22 protein-coding genes are annotated in these 15,732 nt (G+C 51.3%); 21 read left to right on the forward strand and 1 reads right to left on the reverse strand.

Annotated elements, in window-relative coordinates; all coding sequences use genetic code 11:
- The first annotated feature begins 172 nt into the window (after positions 1-172).
- From infA to greA, 20 genes are all read left to right on the forward strand, one after another.
- Positions 173-421 (forward strand): translation initiation factor IF-1, encoded by a 249-nt coding sequence (gene infA, locus HGA34_01190; protein NTW22141.1) that lies wholly within the window; start codon positions 173-175, stop codon positions 419-421.
- 12 nt (positions 422-433) lie between these two features.
- The gene (rpmJ, locus tag HGA34_01195; GenBank protein NTW22142.1) at positions 434-547 is read left to right on the forward strand and encodes a 50S ribosomal protein L36; all 114 of its coding nucleotides are present in this window, start codon (positions 434-436) and stop codon (positions 545-547) included.
- A 25-nt stretch (positions 548-572) separates the two neighbouring features.
- A complete protein-coding gene (gene rpsM, locus HGA34_01200) occupies positions 573-965 on the forward strand; it encodes a 30S ribosomal protein S13 (protein NTW22143.1) in 393 nt (130 codons plus the stop codon).
- Positions 966-989: 24 nt separating this feature from the next.
- Entirely contained in the window at positions 990-1,598 is a 609-nt protein-coding gene (rpsK, locus tag HGA34_01205; GenBank protein NTW22144.1) for a 30S ribosomal protein S11, read from the forward strand.
- Positions 1,599-1,621: 23 nt separating this feature from the next.
- Positions 1,622-2,251, forward strand: coding sequence for a 30S ribosomal protein S4 (gene rpsD, locus HGA34_01210; GenBank protein ID NTW22145.1), 630 nt, complete (start codon positions 1,622-1,624; stop codon positions 2,249-2,251).
- A gap of 25 nt (positions 2,252-2,276) precedes the next feature.
- The gene (rpoA, locus tag HGA34_01215; protein ID NTW22146.1) at positions 2,277-3,095 is read left to right on the forward strand and encodes a DNA-directed RNA polymerase subunit alpha; all 819 of its coding nucleotides are present in this window, start codon (positions 2,277-2,279) and stop codon (positions 3,093-3,095) included.
- A 27-nt stretch (positions 3,096-3,122) separates the two neighbouring features.
- Positions 3,123-3,473 carry a 50S ribosomal protein L17 gene (rplQ, locus tag HGA34_01220; protein ID NTW22147.1) on the forward strand — a complete coding sequence of 117 codons (351 nt, stop codon included), beginning with the start codon at positions 3,123-3,125 and terminating at the stop codon, positions 3,471-3,473.
- A gap of 13 nt (positions 3,474-3,486) precedes the next feature.
- Entirely contained in the window at positions 3,487-3,849 is a 363-nt protein-coding gene (gene rplM / locus HGA34_01225) for a 50S ribosomal protein L13 (protein ID NTW22148.1), read from the forward strand.
- 13 nt (positions 3,850-3,862) lie between these two features.
- A complete protein-coding gene (rpsI, locus tag HGA34_01230; protein NTW22149.1) occupies positions 3,863-4,324 on the forward strand; it encodes a 30S ribosomal protein S9 in 462 nt (153 codons plus the stop codon).
- Positions 4,325-4,463: 139 nt separating this feature from the next.
- Positions 4,464-5,924, forward strand: a complete 1,461-nt coding sequence (locus tag HGA34_01235) for a flippase (GenBank protein NTW22150.1) — start codon at positions 4,464-4,466, stop codon at positions 5,922-5,924.
- Positions 5,921-7,009, forward strand: a complete 1,089-nt coding sequence (locus tag HGA34_01240; protein ID NTW22151.1) for a glycosyltransferase family 4 protein — start codon at positions 5,921-5,923, stop codon at positions 7,007-7,009. The genes HGA34_01235 and HGA34_01240 overlap by 4 nt, the downstream gene beginning before the upstream one ends.
- A gap of 7 nt (positions 7,010-7,016) precedes the next feature.
- Entirely contained in the window at positions 7,017-7,721 is a 705-nt protein-coding gene (locus tag HGA34_01245) for a glycosyltransferase family 2 protein (GenBank protein NTW22152.1), read from the forward strand.
- Positions 7,718-8,539 carry an ABC transporter permease gene (locus HGA34_01250; GenBank protein ID NTW22153.1) on the forward strand — a complete coding sequence of 274 codons (822 nt, stop codon included), beginning with the start codon at positions 7,718-7,720 and terminating at the stop codon, positions 8,537-8,539. Before HGA34_01245 ends, HGA34_01250 begins: the two co-directional genes overlap by 4 nt.
- The gene (locus HGA34_01255) at positions 8,529-9,326 is read left to right on the forward strand and encodes a hypothetical protein (protein NTW22154.1); all 798 of its coding nucleotides are present in this window, start codon (positions 8,529-8,531) and stop codon (positions 9,324-9,326) included. The genes HGA34_01250 and HGA34_01255 overlap by 11 nt, the downstream gene beginning before the upstream one ends.
- Before the next feature lies 1 nt (position 9,327).
- The gene (locus HGA34_01260; protein NTW22155.1) at positions 9,328-10,125 is read left to right on the forward strand and encodes a hypothetical protein; all 798 of its coding nucleotides are present in this window, start codon (positions 9,328-9,330) and stop codon (positions 10,123-10,125) included.
- A gap of 4 nt (positions 10,126-10,129) precedes the next feature.
- A complete protein-coding gene (locus HGA34_01265) occupies positions 10,130-10,927 on the forward strand; it encodes a hypothetical protein (GenBank protein ID NTW22156.1) in 798 nt (265 codons plus the stop codon).
- A gap of 30 nt (positions 10,928-10,957) precedes the next feature.
- Entirely contained in the window at positions 10,958-11,935 is a 978-nt protein-coding gene (locus HGA34_01270) for an ATP-binding cassette domain-containing protein (protein ID NTW22157.1), read from the forward strand.
- On the forward strand, positions 11,935-12,381 hold the full coding sequence (locus tag HGA34_01275; protein ID NTW22158.1) for a DUF192 domain-containing protein: 447 nt from the start codon (positions 11,935-11,937) through the stop codon (positions 12,379-12,381). Before HGA34_01270 ends, HGA34_01275 begins: the two co-directional genes overlap by 1 nt.
- Positions 12,371-13,915, forward strand: a complete 1,545-nt coding sequence (locus tag HGA34_01280) for a hypothetical protein (protein NTW22159.1) — start codon at positions 12,371-12,373, stop codon at positions 13,913-13,915. Before HGA34_01275 ends, HGA34_01280 begins: the two co-directional genes overlap by 11 nt.
- 50 nt (positions 13,916-13,965) lie before the next feature.
- Positions 13,966-14,424 carry a transcription elongation factor GreA gene (gene greA / locus HGA34_01285; GenBank protein NTW22160.1) on the forward strand — a complete coding sequence of 153 codons (459 nt, stop codon included), beginning with the start codon at positions 13,966-13,968 and terminating at the stop codon, positions 14,422-14,424.
- Positions 14,425-14,455: 31 nt separating this feature from the next.
- Here greA and HGA34_01290 read toward each other — a convergent pair whose 3' ends face one another.
- Complete coding sequence (locus tag HGA34_01290) at positions 14,456-14,962, reverse strand: hypothetical protein (GenBank protein NTW22161.1); 507 nt, start codon at positions 14,960-14,962, stop codon at positions 14,456-14,458.
- Positions 14,963-15,271: 309 nt separating this feature from the next.
- Here HGA34_01290 and HGA34_01295 point away from each other — a divergent pair, with 309 nt between their 5' ends.
- On the forward strand, positions 15,272-15,724 hold the full coding sequence (locus tag HGA34_01295) for a hypothetical protein (protein ID NTW22162.1): 453 nt from the start codon (positions 15,272-15,274) through the stop codon (positions 15,722-15,724).
- Positions 15,725-15,732 lie beyond the last annotated feature (8 nt).

Here is a 15,732-nt window from a genome sequence, read left to right on the forward strand (position 1 = left end):
AATGTTAGCAAATTAATAATTTGCCTTAATTTTTAGCCAAGAGCCTTGACATCATGATGCATTGCATATATAATTATTTTGCAATTGATTAGATTAGATCAATATTTTTAGCTTAATCCAATCTACCAATTTTTGGTAAAGTTAAGTCTTGCCAAAATTTTTTGTTTATTAAATGAAACATAGAGACAGAGCACAGCCAGAACAGAACAGCTCCAAGGACTTCATCGAAACCGAAGGTGAGGTTTTGGAATTATTGCCAGCAGCCACTTTCAAGTTAGCGCTGGCCAACGGCCACGAAGTCTTAGCCCACCTTTCCGGGAAGATGCGGATGAACAAGATCCGCCTATTGCCAGGAGACCGGGTCAAGCTTGAAATGAGCCCCTACGATCTGACCAAGGGTCGGATCACCTACCGTTTATAATTATCCCCATTTATGAAAGTAAGAGCATCTGTTAAAAAAATTTGTAAGGACTGCAAAACTATCCGCCGCAAGGGCAGGGTGTGCGTCGTCTGCAAGAACCCCAAGCACAAACAGCGACAGGGGTAGTTATTTATTTATTACCTAAGAATTTATGGCAGTTAGAATCGCCGGAGTCACAATTCCTAATGATAAACGTGTAGAGGTCGCCCTGACCTATATTTACGGTATCGGTTTGACCAAGTCCCAGAAGATCCTGGGCCAGACCAGCGTCAGCCCTGACGTCCGCGTCAAGGACCTGACCGATGAGCAGGTCAACAAGATCCGCAATCTGATCGAGAAGCAGAACAAGGTTGAAGGCGATTTGCGACGCGAAGTATTGAGCAACATCAAGCGCCTTAAGGATATCGCTTCTTATCGCGGCTCCCGCCACGCCAAGGGCTTGCCATTACGCGGACAGCGCACCAAGACCAACAATCGGACCACTCGCGGCAACGCCCGCAAGACCATGGGTTCCGGTCGCGCCAAATCTGCCCAAAAGACCTAATCTTTGTTAAAAACGAATTATTTTATGTCTGAAGAGAAGACTAACAATCAAGAAACCGCTGACGAGACTCCAGTTACGCCAGCAACCGACGACACCCAGAATGACAATGCAGCGGGTGAAATTTTCTCATTCCGTGACGACAAGTCCAATGACAAAGTTGTCCGCGTAGTCCACGGCCAGGCCGAGGAATTGCCGGATAGCGTCAAGAAGATCCTGGAAAAGCGCAAAGAGAAGGCTGAAGGCAAAGGTGCCAAGAAGAAAGGCAAGAAAAAGAAAGTCGACAAGAAGGTCAGCGTCGGCAAAGCCTTCATTAAGGCCACCTATAACAATACTATCATCACATTGGCTGACAATACCGGAAACGTTATCAGCTGGGCAAGTGCCGGCGTAGCAGGCTTCAAGGGTCCGAAGAAATCGACCCCTTACGCTGCTTCGATCATCACTCGCATCGCTGTCGAACGCGCCAAGGAATACGGTCTTGAAGAAGTCGGAGTCTACGTCAAAGGCGTCGGCACCGGCCGCGAGTCCGCTATCCGCGCTTTGAACGCCAGCGGCTTGACCGTCAGCTATATCCGCGACATCACCCCGATCCCGCACAATGGCTGCCGCGCTAAGAAACCGAGACGCGTTTAATCAATGAACTTACTTGAATAAATATGGCAAGAAACCTAGATCCAAAATGTAAACAGTGCCGCCGCTTAGGGGATAAGCTTTTCCTCAAGGGTGAACGTTGCAATAGCGCCAAGTGCGGAATCGTCAAGCGCAATTTCCCGCCTGGAGTCCACGGCTCAAAAGGCCGCACCCGCCAGACCGAATTCGGCCTGCAGCTGGCTGAGAAGCAGAAAGCCATGAAGGAATACCGCATGCTGGAGAAGCAATTCCATCTGACCTTCGAAAAGGCTCAGGAGCAGTCCGGCGATACCGGCGAGAACTTCCTGCGCATGCTCGAGTCACGTCTGGATAACGTCGTCTACCGCCTGGCTTTCACCGAGTCACGCGACAAGGCCCGCCAGCTGGTCAATCATGGCCACTTCACCGTCAACGGCAAGACTGTTACTATTCCTTCTTTCATAGTCAAAGTCGGCGACATCGTTGCCATCAAGGAATCTAGCAAGAAAGCCAAAGTCTTCGCCAACCTGAGCGAGAAGGTCAAGAAGCAGTCCATCCCTGGATGGCTGAACCTTGATGCCGCCGTCTTGTCTGGCAAAGTGCTGAATCTGCCGAAGAAAGATGATTTAGCTCTGAATCTGAATCCGCAAATGATTGTCGAATTCTATTCTCGCTAAAACATAAATTATATAAAAAGCAACTATGGAAAAAATTGCCTTGCCACAAAAAATTAAAATCGAGAAAGGTGAGCAACCGAACCAGGAGATCGTTACGATCGAACCTTGTTTTCCGGGTTATGGCATCACTTTAGGCAATTCCTTGCGTCGCGTCCTGCTGTCTTCGCTTCCGGGCGCAGCAGTCATCGGCGTAAAAATCGAAGGCGCTGACCATGAATTCATGACCGTCCCGCACGTCAAAGAAGACGTCCTGGAAATCATCATGAATCTGAAGCAGCTTCGCCTCAAGGTCCATAGCGATCAGGTCATCAAACTGCAATTGAATGTCCATGGCGAGAAGGTCATTACTGCTGCCAATATCGAGGCTAACAGCGAAGTCGAGGTCATCAACAAGGACCTACTCATCGCCAATATTACCGATATGGCTGGCAGCCTGAAGATGGAAATCTCCGTCCAGGCCGGCCGCGGTTATGAGACCATCGAGAGCCGCGAGAAAATCAAGCACGAAATCGGCTACATCGAGATCGATTCGGCCTATTCTCCTGTCATGAATGTCGGCCTGCAGGTCGAGAATGTCCGCGTCGGCAAGATGACCAACTGGGACAAGCTGGTAATGACCATCATCACCGATGGCACTATCACTACTGAGCAAGCATTTACTGATTCTGTAAATATTTTAATCGAACAGTTCGGCGCTTTATTGGCCGCACCAGCCGCAAAGAAATCAGAAGCTGCCGTTTCCGAGGAAGAGGCAACCCAAGATGAGGCGGAAGAAGAGTCGGAAGACGAAGATGGTGACGAGCAAGAATCCAAGAAGAAGCGCGGACGACCAAAGAAGGGCTAGTCCTTCGCTAGTTATTAATGCACTACTATGAGGCATCGCAACAAAAATAAAATACTTGACCGTGCTAAGGCACCCCGCGAACTGATGTTACGGAACCTGGCCTCTAGTATTATCATTTATGAAAAGGTCAAGACTACCGAGGCTAAGGCCAAGGCTGTCAGGACTTTGCTTGATCGCATGATCACCGTAGCCAAGGCTGGCGATCTGACCGCACGCCGCCGCTTGCTGGCAACCCTGCCGCAGACTTTGGCTGCCAAAAAGGCTATCGAAGTGTTGGGCGAACGCTATAAGGAACGTCCGGGCGGATACAGCCGCATCGTAAAGCTTGGCGCTCGCCAAGGCGATGGCGCCGAAATGGTTCAGATCGAACTGGTTTAAATTCATCATTCATATGGCCACACCAAAAGTAGAACGAAAAATCCATAATATCGACGCCACCGGCAAAGCCGTAGGACGTTTGGCTACCCAGATCGCCCTCTTGCTTCGCGGCAAGCACAAGCCTGAGTTCCAGCCGCACCTTGACCTTGGCGACATCGTCGAAGTCAAGAATATCGATCAGCTGTCATTCACCGGCAAGAAGGTTGAACAGAAACTGTACTATCGCCATTCGCAGCACCCAGGCGGTCTGAAAGTAACCCAGATGAAGAATTTGAAAAAAGATAATCCGGCCGATATCCTGAAGCGGGCTGTCCGCGAGATGTTGCCGCCGATCAAGAAGCGCCCAGACCTAATGCGTCGCTTAATAATTCGCTAATTACTCCTTGACTATGACCGAACCAAAGAAAAAAACCGAAGCAGTGAAGGAAACCAAGAAGGCTGCTGCTCCTGCTACCCAGTTCAAGGGGCGATATATCGAAGCCGTCGGCAAGCGCAAATCGGCGATTGCTCGCGTCCGTCTCTACCAGAAGGGCGAAGGCATCATCACCGTCAACGGCATGACCCTCGAGGAATATCTGACACCGACTTTTTCCAATATTTCACTTGTCCCATTGAAACTGACCAGCCACACCAAGGACCTGAATTTCTCCGTCCTAGTCTCAGGCGGTGGCAAGAAAGGCCAGGCTGATGCGATCCGCCACGGCATTTCCCGCACCCTGATCGAACTGGAAGCAGCTCTGCGCCCAACCTTGAAGGCCAAGGGCCTCCTGACCCGCGATTCCCGCATCAAGGAACGCAAAAAGCCAGGCTTGAAGAAAGCTCGCAAAGCTCCGCAGTGGGCCAAGCGCTAAACGAACAGTATACACCTCTTTGTATATACCAACAAATAACCTCCGACACGCTCGGAGGTTATTTGTTTTAATGGCTGGATTTTTCGCTTAAATAAGGTATAATACACCTAGGCCCGGCTTGGGCTTTTTGATGAATCTTATGGCTCAAAAAGTAGTCAATATCGCAAAGAATACCTCATATTACACCCTCGCCTTAATACTCCAGAAGGTAGTATCTTTTTCCTATTTTGTCATCATCGCCCGGGCTCTCGGTCCGGAAGACCTGGGCAAATACTACTTCGCACTCTCATTCACCACCATCTTCGCCGTTTTTATCGACTTGGGTTTTTCCAACGTCTCGACCCGTGAGACGGCCAAAGATCCGGAGCGGGCAGGGCAGTACCTCAACAACATCCTCGGGCTCAAGCTGCCGCTGACCCTGGTAGTCTGGCTCGCCTTGGTCGCTTCGGTTAATCTGATGGGCTATCCGCAACTGACCAAGATGCTCGTCTATCTGGCCTCGGCCTGCATGATTCTCGATTCTTTCACCCTGACATTTTTTTCGCTGAGCCGCGGATTCCACAACCTGATTTTTGAAAGCGTCGCTTCGGTCAGCTATCAGATAATCGTGCTGGTCGCCGGACTTGCCACCCTTAAACTCGGCTACGGCGTCGAATGGCAGATGGGTGCCTTGGTTGCGGCCAGCCTGCTCAACACCATTTACGCTTACCTCGTCGTTGTCCGCAAATGGAAGGTCAAAGTCAGACCGACTATCGACCGTGAACTGGCCAAGAAAATGATCTTGATCAGCTTGCCCTTCGCCACCTTCGGCATCGCCCAGCGCTTCTATACATATTTTGACACCGTCCTTCTATCGAGGTTGGCCGGAGACGAGGCCGTCGGCATCTACCAAGTCGCTTTCAAAATCATTTTTGCTTTGCAATTCCTGCCTGCCGCTTTCTCGGCCTCGCTTTATCCCGCCTTCGCCTCCTACTGGCAGAACAACCGCTCACAACTGGCCATCACCTTCGAGCGGGCCATGAATTATCTTTTGATTATCGCTATGCCAATCAGCATCGGCATCATCTCGATTGCCGACAAGATACTTTTACTGTTCACTAACAGCTATGCCAACGCCCTTTGGCCGCTACGTCTGAATATCGCGGCCCTGGTCTTCAGCTTTCTTAACTTCGCTCTCGGCGCTTTGCTCAACGCCTGCGACCAGCAGCGCGCCAACACGCGCAATATGATCATCATCACCTTAACGAGCGCGGCGATCAACCTCGCGCTTATACCAAAATACCAGGCTGTCGGCGCCTCAGTGGCCGTCTTGGTTTCCAATATCATGATGTTCATCCTGGGGATGCGCCTAATTCCGGCCATCACCAACTACGACCGGCGCAAGGTCGCCATCATGGCCGGCAAGGTCCTCTTGGCCTCGGCCGTCATGGGCGCTCTCTCGACTCTGCTCAAAAATTATCTTAATGTCTTTCTCGTGGTCGCCATTTCGGGCCTGGCTTACTTCGGCCTTCTGTTCGCCGTCAGGGCTTTCCGCAAAGAAGACATCCTAAGCATCGTCTCTTCCTTCAAACGAGGCGGGGGCGGGGAACAAACCTCATGAAGACACTGCTTTTCACAACCGAATATCCGCCGCAGTTCGGCGGGGTCTCGAATTATTACGAAGAACTTGTCAGGCATTGGCCCGATCAGGACGGTTTGGCCGTCCTTGATAACTCGAACGGCAAACTCGTCGACAACAAGCTTTCATTTTTCAAATGGCGTCCTGCCTTCAGCGCTCTTTCGCACGCCGTAAAAGAGCAGGGGATCAAGCACATCATCGTCGGACAGATCTTGCCCTTGGGCACCGTAGCCTGGATCAAATCCAAACGCCTGGGCTGCACTTACAGCGTCGTACTCCACGGCATGGATGTACCATTTGCCCTGAGAAGCTCCCGTAAGCGCTGGCTCGCCAAGCGCATCCTGGCCGGAGCCGAGAGGGTTATCTGCACCAATAGCTATGTCGCTGAACTAGCCAAGCCTTTACTCAATGACCATTCCAAAATAGCTATAGTCAATCCCGGCATCGGCAAGGTACCGGCCGTGGACGGTTTCATGACCGATTCGCTATCGGCAAAATATTCACTAAGCGGCAAAACGATTATCTTGTCGCTCAGCCGTTTAGTCAAGCGCAAAGGCATGGATATGGTCATCCGGACCCTGCCTGCGCTCTTCGCCGATGACCCTAAGCTGATTTACGTCATTGCTGGCACCGGTCCGGATGAAGCCTATCTCAAAGGCCTGGCCGCCGCCTTGCCGGAAGAAGACCAAAAACGCATCATCTTTACCGGCCAGATCACCGATGCCGAGAAATGGTCTTGGCTCTCGCTCTGCCGTCTCTTCATCATGCCAGCCCGCGATATCGACGGCGACTTCGAGGGCTTCGGCATCGTCTATCTCGAGGCCAATCTCATGGGCAAGCCGGTCATCGCCGGACGATCCGGCGGCGTACCGGACGCGGTGGTCAGCGACCTCAACGGCCTTCTGGTTAATCCTAACGACACCAACGAGATCAGACAGGCGATCCAGACTTTGACCCAAGACGAGGCCTACGCCGAAAAGCTAGGCACCCAAGGAAGGGAAAGGGCGATACGCCATTTCACCTGGAACGACAAGGCTAAATCATTCCACGATTATATCAATAAATAAACCCCTCATGATTTCGATAATCATTCCTGCCTACAACCGCGCCGACAAGATCGGCCAGACGCTCGATTCGATCATTGCCCAAAGCGAGAAAGATGTCGAGGTTATCGTCGTCGACGACGGGTCGAAAGACGGCACCCAAGACGTGCTCGCCTCTTACGATGGCAGATTCAAGCAGGCACAGATACCTTATCGCTTCTCGAAGCAGGCTAACGCCGGCGCGCCAGCAGCCCGCAACCGCGGCTTTGCAGCCAGCACGGGCGAGTTTCTGATCTTCTGCGATGCCGACTCCGAGCTGGTTCCGGACGCACTGGCGACGATGAAGAAAACCCTGATCGACAATCCCGCTGCCAGTTATGCCTATTCTTCATTCTACTGGGGCAGCAAGCTCTTCAAGGTCGGACCATTCTCACCCGAACGGCTGAAGCAAGGCCCGTTCATCCACACCATGGCCCTCATCCGCCGTTCAGATTTTCCGCAATCGGGCTGGGACGAAGCGGTGAAGAAGCTTCAGGACTGGGACTTGTGGCTGACCATGCTCGAGGCAGGGAAGCAAGGCGTCTTTATCGACAGACCGCTTTTCCGCATCTGGCCGGGCGGCACTATCTCTAGCTGGCTGCCTTCATTCGCTTACAAACTTTTGCCCTTTCTGCCACAGGTCAAGAAATACAAAGCCGCAGTTGAGCTGATTAAGGGGAAACACAAATTATCATGAGCAAGAACCGAAGAACCTTTTCGGGTTTGAAAAAATACTGGATCGTCTGCCAGAATGGCATGCAGAAAGTCATGGTCTACCGCCTCAATTTCTTCGCTTGGTTCTTCGTCGAAGGATTGGGCTTTTTGGTCATGGCCTATATTTGGCTTTCCATCTACAAGCAGGGCAACCAAGTGGGAAGCTACACCCTGGCAACGCTTTTATGCTATTTCGCTATCAGCCGAGTGCTCGGCATGGTCGTCACCTCTGACGACATGGCCCGCCAAATCAATGAGGACATCAGCCAAGGGCGGCTGGTGAATTTCCTCCTGAAGCCGATCAGCTACTCTAAGAAATTATTTTTCCAGAATACGGGCGAGATCATCATTGCCGCGATTTACACTTTGCCCGTGGCCATTCCCGTAGCTTATTACTTCCGCGACCAGCTCGCCTTCACCGCAACGCGGATTCTCCTATTCTTAATCGCTATCATGATCGCATGTTTCATGGATTTTTTCTTCAACTACCTTATCGGGACCCTGACCTTTTACTCAGAGAACATCTTCGGCATCATCTTCCTGTCTTGGACGATTACCGGAATCTTTTCCGGAAGGGTCGTACCGATCGACCTGCTACCAGGATTCCTGCAGCACCTCGCCGACTTCCTGCCATTCAAATACGTCCTGTTCATACCGTTATCGATAATTTCCGGCCGGATCGACCCGTCAGCGGCAGTCGTCGAGCTAGGCTTCGGACTGGCTTGGGTAATCGCTCTTTGGTACGCCGGGCGGCTGATCTTTAATTCAGGCCTAAAACGTTACGAAGGCTATGGCATCTAGATATATAAAAATCTATCTCATCCGCATGCGCGCTTCAGTCATGACTAGAATGGCTTATCCTTTGAATTTCTTCATCCTGACGATTTCAGTCATCGCCCAGGGCCTGCTTTCGATCATCTTCATCAAGGTTATCTACAAATACGCGAGCAATATCTCCGGCTGGAACTATGACCAAGCCATGTTAGTGCTAGCTTCATTCTTGATCGTAGAGGGGATGATGTGGACGACCAATGCCTATATGGCCGGCATTCGCAAAAATGTCCTGATGGGCTCCTTTGACCGTTTTCTGATACAGCCGCTCAATACGCTTTTTTCAGTCTCGACCTGGCGCGTCGACCCCGAAGACCTGATGCGTTTGGTCATAGCCGGCTACATCTTCGCCAGCACCATCGGCCATCTGCACTTGCCGGCCGCCGAGCTTCTGACACGCGGCTGGGTCTACGCATTGCTGATTCTCGATGGCTATATCGTCTTTTACTCTTTGTCTTTGGCTATCAATTCCTTATACTTCTGGTACTCGGAAATCAGCAGCATCAACATCATGTTCGAAAATTTCCTGCGCATGGCCCAATATCCGACCGACATCCTTTACGGCAAATTCATCAAGATTTTCTTTTCGACGATTTTTCCGATCGCCTTCATGGCCACCGTTCCCGCCAGAGCCTTGGCCTTCGGTGCGGATTACCTGATGCTTCTGGCGGCGACCGCAATCGCTTTGGCGTTTTTCTTTTCGGCCAGAGCCATTTTCAACGCAGGGTTAAGAGCCTATTCCAGCGCTTCAAGCTAATATGAAAAAATACGCTGCCATCATCAAGACTTCCTGGCTCCGGCAATTCGCCTACCGCACCGACATCCTGGGCTACCGCCTAGCCAATCTTTTCGACATCCTGTTCCAGATGGCGATTTGGTATGCGGTCTTCCAGACAAGCAGCGTAGTCAACGGCTACACGTTTCCGGAGATGATGACCTATGTCATCATCGGCTGGCTCTTTTCCTTTCTCACTGCCAATTTCGGTTTGGAGACGGTGGTCAACCGTGATATCCGCGACGGCACCCTGAATAATTTCCTGACCAAGCCAATCAGCTATTTGAAATATATGGTCGTCCTGTCGATCGGCAGGGCATCGCTCGCCCTGTTTTCCGGCGTGGTGGTCCAGGCCGCCTTGATCATCTCATTCCACGGCTTCATCTCAGCGCCACCCAGTTTGGCCAAAATCCTGTTGATCATCCTGATAGTCTTCATCGGTTATTTCATCAGGCTTTTCCTCTCCATCCTGATCGGCCTTTTGTCCTTCTGGGTTACCGAGAATGCCGGGCTTAACAGCTTTTTCAACGTCCTGATCCGCTTCCTGTCCGGCGGCTACGCGCCGCTGAGCATCCTACCCACCGCTTTCTACCAGCTGAGCCTGGCTTTCCCGTTCGCCTATATCATCTTCTTTCCGGCGCAGCTCTATCTCGACAAAGCTACCACCGCCCAGGGCATACGAGGGCTGGCCATCGAGCTGGCCTGGCTGGCGGCGCTTTATATATTGATCAAGATTACCTGGAAGCGCGGCCTTCGCAACTACGAAGGCACCGGAGCATAACCATATGAAAAAATACATCACCATACTCAAGAACGAGTTCCAGCGCCATCTGGCATACCGCGCCAACATTGCCAGCTATAGTCTCGGCCATATTTTCGAAGTAGTTTCGCAGGTGGTCGTCTGGACCGTCATTTTCCAGAACGCCGATATCATCAAGGGCTATACCTACGACGAGATGATCACTTACGTCGTCATCGGCTGGTTCATCCTCTTCGCCACCTCGAACTACGGCTTCGAAGAAAAGATCGCCAAGGATATCCATCAGGGCACGCTGTCTAATTTCATCACCAAGCCGATCAGCTATCTCCGCTATATGGCCTCGGTTTCGATCGGCCGCATCGTCTTCGCTTTCGTGGTAGTGGTCGGCATCGAGACCGTCCTGATCTGGCTGATGCGCGATCACATCATCTTCAACCGCGATCCGGCTGTATTGCTGTTACTTTTGTGCATGGTGGGCGCCGCCTATTTCATCCGGCTTTTCTTTTCGGTAATCATCGGCTTGTTCGCTTTCTGGATCGTCGAGATTTCCGGAACCTATTTTTCCTTGAACATCATCAGTAAATTCCTCTCCGGCGCCTACTTTCCCATGGGCCTCTTGCCAGCCGCCTTTGTCAGAGTCAGCATGTTCTTTCCGTTCGTCTACACCTTCTTCATCCCGATACAGCTCTACCTAGGCAAAATAACCCTTCTGGACGGCCTTTACGGCCTAGGGGCTGAGCTGATTTGGCTGGCACTGCTTTACGGCGGAATCAAGGCGGTCTGGCACTACGGCCTGAAGCGATATGAAGGAGTTGGCATTTGATAACAATTCACCTAAAATACTATTATGTCCATCATCGAAGTAAAGGGGCTTTCCAAAACCTACGAGTACTACAAGAAGCAGCCCGGGCTCATGGCCTCGATCAAGGGCTTGTTCAAGCGCGAAAAGCTGGTTACCGAAGCGGTCAAGGATATCAGTTTGACGATCGAAGAAGGGGAACTGATCGGCTTTCTCGGTCCCAACGGCGCCGGCAAGACCACGACCTTGAAGATGCTCTCCGGTATCCTGCATCCTTCATCAGGCGAGGCCAAAGTCCTGGGCTTTACCCCGCACAAGCGGCAGAAGGAATACCAGAAGCAATTCGCCTTGGTTATGGGACAGAAGAATCAGCTGTGGTGGGATCTACCAGCCATGGACAGTTTCATCCTCAACAAGGAAATTTACGAAGTGCCGGATGAAGAGTTCAAAAGCAGCCTGGAAGAGCTGACCACGCTCTTGGAAATCAAGGACATCCTGGACGTCCAAGTGCGCAAGCTATCACTGGGTCAGCGAATGAAGTGCGAGCTAGTCGCCGCTTTGCTGCATCAGCCGCGCATCCTGTTCCTGGACGAGCCGACCATCGGCCTTGACGTCGTCGCCCAGAAAAACATCCGCGACTTCATCAAGAAATACAACCGCGAAAAGAAGACGACCATCATCCTGACTTCCCATTACATGGACGACATCAAGGAGCTTTGCAAGAGAGTCGTCATCATCGACCACGGCCAGATCGGCTACGACGGCCTGCTTGAGGATCTGATCAAACACTACGCCCCCTACAAGACCTTAAAGATCACTTTCAACGACCAAGGCGTTACCAGGGAAGAGGTTGAGCCTTTCGGCAATATCCAGAAATTCAACCGCTACGAGGCTTGGATCGAAGTCGAACGCGACCAGGTCAAGCAAGCCGCTACCAGCATCCTCTCCTCCGACCTGCCGGTGGACGACATCCTGATCGACGAGGTCGATATCGACGAAGTCATCCGCAAGATATTCAAAGAGAAAAAATAATGAAAAACCTCCGTTTAGCCACGATATTATCGCTTGTTTTCATCCTCTCCGGCTGCGCCTCAAGCAAGCAGGGGTCTGGCATGCCGTATCTCACGGTCGGCGGAAAGACGGTCGAAATCGAGCTGGCGCGAACCAGCGCCGAACGCATCAAGGGTCTTTCCGGCCACGCACCGCTCAAGCAGAACCAGGGCATGCTCTTCGTCTTCAACGAGTACACGCCTCGGACATTCTGGATGAAGGACATGCTTTTTCCGCTAGACATCATCTGGATCAAGGATGACACGGTCACCAAAATCTCGCCCGATCTGCCACCCGAGGGAAGTAATCCGCAAAAACTCTATGAATCCGGCGAAGCAGTCAACTATGTCCTCGAGGTCTCTGCCGGCTGGGCACAGATGAACAAGATAAAAGCCGGCGACAAGGTTTCCTATCACTATGATCAATAATTTTTCCATCTTCAAGAAAGTTCTAGCCGCTTTGTTTCTGGCCGAGCTTTTTTCCTATTACAGCTACTCCATCCCGCAGATGAGCGCTTGGACCTTTTGGCTTTTGGCAGCCTCCTTTCTGGCTGTTGCTGTTTGGCGGCTTGAAGCTGGCATCCTGATCGTCTTGGCCGAGCTTTTCATCGGCTCAAAGGGCTACCTCTATTTTATTGAGCTGGGCGGCTTCAAAATCTCAATCCGCATCGCTTTCTGGTCGATCTTGATGCTTGTCTGGCTTGTCCGTCTCGGCATCAATCTTTGGCACGAACGCGGCCTCAAGCCGATGATTCAGAGAGCCAAAAAATCGCGTTTCGGACTCGCTTTCGCGGCTTTGTTTATCTTCATTGCCTGGGGCGCGCTCAACGGCTGGCTCAACCAACCTAGTCTCCGAGGCGTCTTTCTGGATGCTAACGCTTGGATCTATTTCGGTTTAGTCTTTCCGCTTTACTGGATCAGGAGAAACGAAGGCCTAGCCGAAAAAATCTGGTCGGTCTTCTGGGCGGCTACCACCTGGCTCTCGATCAAAACACTTTTCCTGCTTTACATCTTTTCCCACGGACAGACGCTCCTGATCTTCTCTCTCTACCATTGGGTTCGCGATACCGGCGTCGGCGAGATTACGCAGATCGAAGGCGGCTTCTACCGTATCTTCATCCAATCGCAGATATATAATCTCTTCGCCTTCTTCTTCGCCCTGTGCTGGCTGGCTGCCGGCGGTTTCGGCAAGAAAACCATCGCCTATCTCCGCGAACGGCAATCCAAAATAATCTTAAGCCTGCTAGCGCTCAATCTCGGCACCATCCTCCTGAGCTTTTCGCGCAGCTTTTGGGTCGGCGCGGCTGCCGGCCTAGCAGCATTAGCCATCTGGCTGCTATCAGGCCTGGGCAAGGCGCCCCTGCCATTCCTGAGCCGCTTCGCCTTTTCTTTCAAACTCACCTTTGCTGCCGTTTTTATTTCCACCATTCTAAGCGTCACAATCATCGGCGCTACCATCGCCTTCCCGTGGCCCCGACCGACCGGGGGCTTCAGCGCGACCGACCTCTTTTCCGAGCGATTGACTGATGCTGACGAATCGGCCATCGGATCGCGCTGGGCGCTGTTGCCTAAGCTGTGGCAACAGGTAAAATCAAATGCCGTTCTAGGCAAAGGATTCGGTGCCGAGGTCACCTACAAATCACAGGATCCGCGAGTCATCAAAGAGAATCCGGAAGGGAATTACACCACCAGTTCGTTCGAGTGGGGTTGGCTTGATATTTGGCTAAAATTAGGTATTTTTGGCCTTTTATCCTATCTATTTTTACTGTACAAGATAGGTCGTGAGGATTGGCGCGATAATAGTAAAGGCGGTCTGCCTCCCGGCAGCCTGACTATTGCCATCGTAATTCTGGCGGCGGTGCATGTCTTCACGCCATACCTCAACCACCCCCTGGGCATCGGCCTTGTCCTGATCGCCGCCGCGCTGATCGACCAGGAGAGGGATAGCGCGCTTGCTTTATAGCAGGTAATGAGGTATATTTTGATTTATAAAATTAAAAGAAAGGCTACTCTATGAATGAACAAATCATCTCTCAAGAAGGGTATGACAAACTGAAAAACGAGCTCGAGACCCTGATCAAGATCAAGCGTCCGGAAATTGCCCGCCGCATCCAGACGGCCAAAGACATGGGTGACTTGAGCGAGAACGCCGAGTACTCTGACGCCAAGGAAGCCCAAGCCTTCAACGAGGGACGTATCGCCGAACTGGACGCCACTCTGAAGAACGTTACTGTCATGAACAACCACGAAAGCCGAGAAGAGGTCAGCCTAGGTTCCGTAGTCATCGCCAAAATCGATGGCAAGAGCAAAGAGTACACCATCGTCAGCTTCAATGAGGCCGATCCGCTCGAGGGCAAAATCTCTAACGAATCGCCACTCGGACGCGCGCTGCTCCACAAGCGGCCAGGCGACACTGTTACGGTCAAGACCCCCAAAGGAGAAGCTAAATACGAAATCGTCGAAATCAGATAAAAAGAAAGACCCGGATAGAACCGGGTCTTTTTTATTGCCTGTCTTGGAGGCAAACAATGGAGCAGATTGAGGTGGTATGCAGTTTTTTCTCCTTGTTGATTATTCGGTAATGGAGCTGGCCGGTGTGGATGATAGATTTGCAGACTTCGCATCTGCCGGAGGTGCCATTGTCTATGACGGTGGCGTAGTTGATCACTCTGCGCTTCAGCTTATCTCCTTTCCTTGGAGAAAGTACTTCGATACTCGCTCGGCTGACAACGGTGATTCCGGGCAGGACATCGATCTTCGGCGCTTGTTCGGGATTAGAATCCCGCTTCTTGATAATTTCTTTCTGTCTCGCCTCGAAACATTTGAGCGAGCAAAATCCGCCCGTCTGGCATTGTCGGAACGTCTTGTCCCATGGTTTATAAATTTCTCCTCCTTCAGGGATGATTCCGCGGCATTTGGTGCACTTTTTTCCTGATTTTTTGTTTTCAAAAATCCGGCAATACACGATTTCTTTTCCGATCTTAATCTGGCGGATATTTATTTTAGGCATACCTGCCTCCTTGTGAATGAGCGTTTTGATAAATACCTAAACATATACCATATTTTAGCTATTTTGTCAAGTCTCTTTGACTTTAGGCCTAAAATAGCCTAAAATAATAGGACTAACCTAATTATTTTTGACTAAAGTAACACCCTCAAGCGGAGCGGATCTGCTTGGAACTTTTTGTGATTAAGATGGAAATCCTACTGCAAATCATCGACTTGCCAGCGCTTTCGACCATGGGCGGATACCTGGCAATGGTAATAGTCTCCGCCTTCATGATATTCGTGACTAACAAACTAATCTTCTGGGAATAAAATGAAAATAACCATCTGCGGCAGCATCGCCTTTTTTGAAGAGATGGAACGTGCCAAGGAGGTCCTAGAGGCTCTCGGCCACGAAGTCGATCTGCCGCCGTCGAAGCTTCATGACGATCAAGGCAATATCATCTCGGTCCAGGATTATTATGCCTTGCGCAAAAGCGAGCTGCCGGCCGACTGGGTCTGGGACCGCAAGAAATGGGCGATGAAGACCCACTTCAACAAAGTCGACTGGTCCGACGTCATTCTGGTCTTGAATCACGAGAAGAACGGCATACCTGGCTACGTTGGCGCCAACACCTTGATGGAGATGGGTCTGGCGCTGCACCTGGATAAGCCGATCCTGCTTCTGCACCAGTTACCGGAAATATCCTACAAAGAAGAGTTGCTCGGCATGAAGCCGATCATCCTTGACGGGGACTTGAACAACATCGCTCAATTAAGCTTTTAAACATACCC

Source organism: Candidatus Falkowbacteria bacterium (assembly GCA_013336275.1).
Classification (GTDB): domain Bacteria; phylum Patescibacteriota; class Patescibacteriia; order Patescibacteriales; family GWE2-39-37; genus JAAXUA01.